This window comes from Bradyrhizobium sp. P2_E8, from assembly GCF_056403875.1.
In genome coordinates, this window is the sequence record NZ_JBFUES010000551.1 from 1 (window position 1) to 5,017 (window position 5,017).

A 5,017-nucleotide genomic window follows, 5' to 3' on the forward strand; every position below is an offset into this window, starting at 1 on the left:
GTCCCGAGATCGGCGTTGCCTCGACCAAGGCCTTCACCTGCCAGCTGATGGTGCTCGCGAACCTCGCGATCGCCGCCGGCAAGGCCCGCGGCGAATTGTCCGACGAGGACGAGACCAAGCTCGTCCACGGCCTCGTCGAGATTCCGCGCCTGATGTCGGATGCGCTCACCACCGAGCTCCAGATCGAGAAGCTGGCGCGCGAGATCGCGAAATCGCGCGATGTGCTCTATCTCGGCCGCGGCACCAGCTTCCCGCTCGCGCTCGAAGGCGCGCTGAAGCTGAAGGAGATCTCCTACATCCACGCCGAGGGCTACGCCGCCGGCGAGTTGAAGCACGGCCCGATCGCGCTGATCGACGAGACCATGCCGGTCGTCGTCATCGCACCCTACGACCGGGTGTTCGAGAAGACGGTGTCGAACATGCAGGAGGTCGCCGCCCGCGGCGGCAAGATCATCCTGATGACCGACGCCAAGGGCGCGGCGGAGGCGACCGTCGATTCGCTCGTCACCATCGTCATGCCCGACATGGCGGCGGCGTTCACGCCGATGGTCTATGCCGTCCCGGTGCAGCTGCTCGCCTATCATACGGCTGTCATCATGGGCACCGACGTCGACCAGCCGCGCAACCTCGCGAAATCGGTGACCGTGGAATAGGCAGAACGGATCAGGCCGCGCTCTTCCAAAACCTGCTAGAAAACCCTAGCTTGAGTGTAGCGACCGACCTGGAACCCGAATGACCCCCCGCGACGACGCGCCTGCGCCGCTTGATCCCATCCTGGAACCGCATACCGGCCTGATTGGCCGCTTCCGCAACTATTTCCTGACCGGCCTCGTGGTGACGGGGCCGATTGCGATCACATTCTATCTGGTCTGGTGGTTCGTCACCTGGGTCGACGGCGTGGTGCGGCCGTTCGTGCCGCTGGCCTACCGGCCGGAAACCTACCTGCCGTATGTCGTTCCCGGCTGGGGACTGATTGTCGCATTCTTCACGCTGACGCTGGTCGGATTCCTCGCAGCCAATCTGATCGGCCGCACGCTGGTCGATATCGGCGAGACCTTCCTCGGCCGGATCCCGGCGGTGCGTGCCATCTACCGCGGCCTGAAGCAGGTGTTCGAGACGCTGTTCTCGGGCAAGGGCTCGAGCTTCCGAAAGGTCGGCCTGGTCGAGTTTCCCTCGCCGGGCATGTGGTCGATCGTGCTGATCTCGCAGTCGCCGAATGAAGAGGTCGCGCGCAGCCTGCCGGGGCAGGAGGAGCACGTCTCGGTGTTCCTGCCTTGCTCGCCGAACCCGACCACGGGCTTTTTCTTCTACGTGCCCAAGAGCAAGATCGTCGAGGTCGACATGAGCACCGAGGATGCCGCGACGCTGATCATGTCGGCCGGCGTGGTGCAGCCGGGCTCGGCGCCCGACCCGAAGAAGGCCGCGGCGCTCGCGGGCATGGCGAATGCCGCGCGGATCGCCAATGCGTCGGCACTTCAGCCCCAGCCTGCGAAGGTGGAGTAGGGCCATTCCCGTGCGGGATGGCCGCGTTCACGCAGGGCCTCGCATCCTCTGCTATTCTTCGGGTTGAACCGAGCGCCTTGCTCGGTGCTCGACCTGGAGTGCACGATGTCCAAGACGACGTCCAAGACCATTGCGATCCTCGCGCCCGGCGCCATGGGCAGCGCCGTGGCCCGCCGCCTCAACGAAAACGGCGCGCGCGTGCTGACGTCGTTGAAGGGGCGGAGCGAGGCGACTCAAAAACGCGCGGCGGATGCCGGCATGATCGGCGCGGACGACGAGGCGATCGGCGAGGCCGACATCATCCTCTCGATCGTGCCGCCGGGCGAGGCCGTTGCACTCGCCGAACGCCTGGCCGCGCTGATCGTCCGGCGCGCGAAGAAGCCCGTCGTGGTCGATTGTAACGCCGTCAATGTCGACACCGTGCGCAGGATTGAGGAGATCATCGGTTCGGCGCAGGCGCCGTTCGTCGATGCCGGCATCATCGGCTTCCCGCCGCAGCCCGGTGGCAAGAGCCCGGCCTTCTACATGTCCGGCGCACACGCCGGGGATGTCGCCGTGCTGAAGGACCTCGGCCTCGACGTGCGGATCGTCGAAGGCCCGGTCGGCGCGGCGTCGGCCTTGAAGATGTCCTACGCCGGCATCGTCAAGGGCCTCGCCGGCATCGGCTCGGCCATGGTGATTGCAGCAACCAAGGCCGGTGCGGCGGACGCGCTGCGCGACGAGCTCGCGCTGAGCCAGCCCGCGGTTCTGGCGCGGCTCGAAGTCGCGCTGCCGGACATGATTCCGAAGGCCTATCGCTGGGTCGCGGAGATGCGGGAGATTTCCGGCTTCCTCGGCGCCGATCATCCGGCCAGCCAGATCTACGAGGGTTTTGCGCGCTGGTTCGAGCATCTCGCCGAGGACGCAAAGGGCGAGGCGGCGGATGCGTCGCTGATGAAGGCATTTGCCGCGAGCATCGCGCAGAAGAAGGCCTAGTCGTCCGGCCTCACCTCGTAGACTTGCCATCCACTGGCACGGAATCCAGAAACTCTTGGATGTCCCGGTCGCGTTTCAGGCGCACAACCGGGACGTCCGCGCATGGCAGGAAGGATGCATGAAGTCGGCCGCGGCGAAAGGATAAGTCTTCTGAAACGGCTCTATCCACGTCGTCATTGCAAGTGCAGCGAAGCAATCCAGAGTCCCTCCGCTGAAAGATTCTGGATTGCTTCGCTGCACTCGCAATGACGAGGTGGAGACGGCGTGCGCTCGTCTGCCACCACCCGGACTTGGATCGCGATGGCCTGGATGGTCGGCTGTGCGCTGCTCAGCTATGTGGTTGCGCCGTTTGGCATGTGGAGACATCAGCGCGCTCAGATCGAGAGCTCGAGCCGGCCTGACGAGAAGTAGTCGCTGCGCGTCTTGCGAGGGAAGCTCACGGGTGGTCCAGCGCAGCCCAAGGCGGCAATCTCTTCGAAAGATGTTGCCCCCAACATCTTGTCATCAGACGGTGGGCGGATTCTATTGTATGCTGTTTTTAGTACGGTCCCTGGACAGTTCGTACCAAGGTATCATCCGAATAATTGCTCATACGCTTGGCCCAGGCACCTGCAATCATTTCTACAGTTCGAAGCTGGCCGACGCATCGCAGTTCACTAGTCTAGGAGCGGGCTTGTAAACAAGGAGGCCGACCATGACCGCAATCTCCTCGTCACCCACCCGGCGCAGCCTTCTCGCAGGGTCAGCCGCAACTGGTGCCGTCAGCTTGCTTCCAATACATTTCGTCGCCGCACGCGCGCAATCGAAACAAGGAGGGTCCCCGCTCGGTACGACCAAAGCCGACGCAATTCTTCCCTTCCGCGTCAATGTCCGGGGTGAAGACCTCGCTGATCTCCGCCGGCGCCTCGCGGCCACGCGCTGGCCCACCAAAGAGCTCGTTGAGGATCGGTCGCAGGGTGTGCAGCTGGCGACGCTGCGGGCGCTCGCCCGCTACTGGTCGACTGAGTACGACTGGCGCAAGTGCGAGGCACGGCTGAACGCACTGCCACAGTTCACGACCGTGATCGACGGGGTGAAGATCCATTTCATCCACGTCAAGTCCCGGCATGAGAACGCGCTGCCGCTGATCATGACGCACGGCTGGCCCGGCTCGGTCATCGAACTCCTCGATACCGTCGGTCCCCTGGCTGACCCGACCAAGTATGGTGGCTCTCCCGACGATGCATTCCACCTGGTGCTGCCGTCCTTGCCTGGCTACGGCTTCTCGGGTGAGCCGACCGAACTCGGCTGGGACGCCGCGCGCATCGCGCGTGCGTGGGCGGTGCTGATGGATCGTCTCGGCTACACGCGCTACGTTGCCCAGGGTGGCGACGTAGGAGCGGCAGTAACGGATGCGATGGGGCGCCAGGCACCCAAGGGACTTCTCGGCATCCACGTCAACTTGCTCGCGGGTGTGGCGGCAATGTCCGACAAGCTGCCCGCAGAATCCGAGAAGGAACGCGCGGCGCAGAAGGCGGCCGCGACGTTTAGGGCGAGTGGCTTTGGCTACTTCCTGGAGCAGTCGACGCGGCCACAGACGATCGGCTACTCCCTGCTGAATTCACCCCTCGGGCTCGCGAGCTGGATGCTCGACCATGACACGGACAGCTACTACAAGATTTCCCGAGCGTTCGTGGAGGGTAAGCCCGCGGGCAATCTCACCCGGGACAACATCCTCGACAACATCACGCTGTACTGGCTGACCGGCACTGGGGCCTCGGCCGCACGGTGGTACTGGGAGGCCGGACAGGCCGCAGCCCGTGCGGCCGGCAAGTCTCCTCCTGCGGTCGCGGTTCCCGTGGGATTTACGACGTTCCCCGGCGAAATCTTTGCTGCGCCCCGAAGTTGGGTCGAGATTATGTACCCCGGCCTCGCCTACTTCAGCGAGGTCGAACGTGGCGGGCATTTCGCCGCCTGGGAGGAGCCGAAGCTGTTTTCAGATGAGGTACGCGCAGCCTTCAGATCATTGCGCAAATAACGGACCAGAGGCTCGGCGCTAATGAGTCCACGTCCTAGCCCGCCCCAATCAACGGGATCGCCTCATCGCGTTCATAGAGATACAGCAGGCACCTGAGCGCCTCGCCGCGCTCGCCCTTCAGTTTCGGATCGTCCTTGAGGATGCGCAGCGCCTCGTCTCTAGCCTGCGTGATGAGCTGGCCGTGCACCTCCGAGCGCGCGATGCGGTAGCCGGGCAAGCCGCTCTGGCGCACGCCCAGCACGTCGCCTTCGCCGCGCAGCTTCAAATCCTCCTCGGCGATGCGAAAACCGTCGGTGGTCTCGCGGATCACCTTCAGCCGCGCCTTCGACATCTCGCCGAGCGGCTCCGAATAGAGCAGGATGCAGGTCGAGGCCTCCGAACCGCGGCCGATGCGGCCGCGGAGCTGATGCAGCTGGGCGAGGCCGAAACGCTCGGCGTTCTCGATCACCATGATGGTGGCCGCGGGCACGTCGACGCCGACTTCAACCACGGTGGTCGCGACGAGAAGGCCGATCTCGTGGG

The 5,017-nt window shown here is 64.6% G+C and carries 6 protein-coding genes; 5 read left to right on the forward strand and 1 reads right to left on the reverse strand.

What is annotated here, in order from left to right:
- The 5 genes from AC1D00_RS26170 to AC1D00_RS26190 form a co-directional block, all read left to right on the forward strand.
- The coding region (locus tag AC1D00_RS26170) for an SIS domain-containing protein (protein ID WP_477012640.1) at positions 1 to 653 on the forward strand (653 nt) is incomplete at its 5' end.
- A 79-nt stretch (positions 654 to 732) separates the two neighbouring features.
- Positions 733 to 1,503, forward strand: a complete 771-nt coding sequence (locus AC1D00_RS26175; RefSeq protein WP_477012641.1) for a DUF502 domain-containing protein — start codon at positions 733 to 735, stop codon at positions 1,501 to 1,503.
- A 105-nt stretch (positions 1,504 to 1,608) separates the two neighbouring features.
- Positions 1,609 to 2,478, forward strand: a complete 870-nt coding sequence (locus tag AC1D00_RS26180; RefSeq protein ID WP_477012642.1) for an NAD(P)-dependent oxidoreductase — start codon at positions 1,609 to 1,611, stop codon at positions 2,476 to 2,478.
- A 264-nt stretch (positions 2,479 to 2,742) separates the two neighbouring features.
- A complete protein-coding gene (locus tag AC1D00_RS26185; protein ID WP_477012643.1) occupies positions 2,743 to 2,889 on the forward strand; it encodes a hypothetical protein in 147 nt (48 codons plus the stop codon).
- Between the two features lie 283 nt (positions 2,890 to 3,172).
- Positions 3,173 to 4,495, forward strand: a complete 1,323-nt coding sequence (locus tag AC1D00_RS26190; protein WP_477012644.1) for an epoxide hydrolase family protein — start codon at positions 3,173 to 3,175, stop codon at positions 4,493 to 4,495.
- A 34-nt stretch (positions 4,496 to 4,529) separates the two neighbouring features.
- On the opposite strand, the gene AC1D00_RS26195 is transcribed toward AC1D00_RS26190, so the two are convergent.
- On the reverse strand, positions 4,530 to 5,017 hold a 488-nt coding region (locus AC1D00_RS26195; protein WP_477012645.1), incomplete at its 5' end, for a helicase-related protein.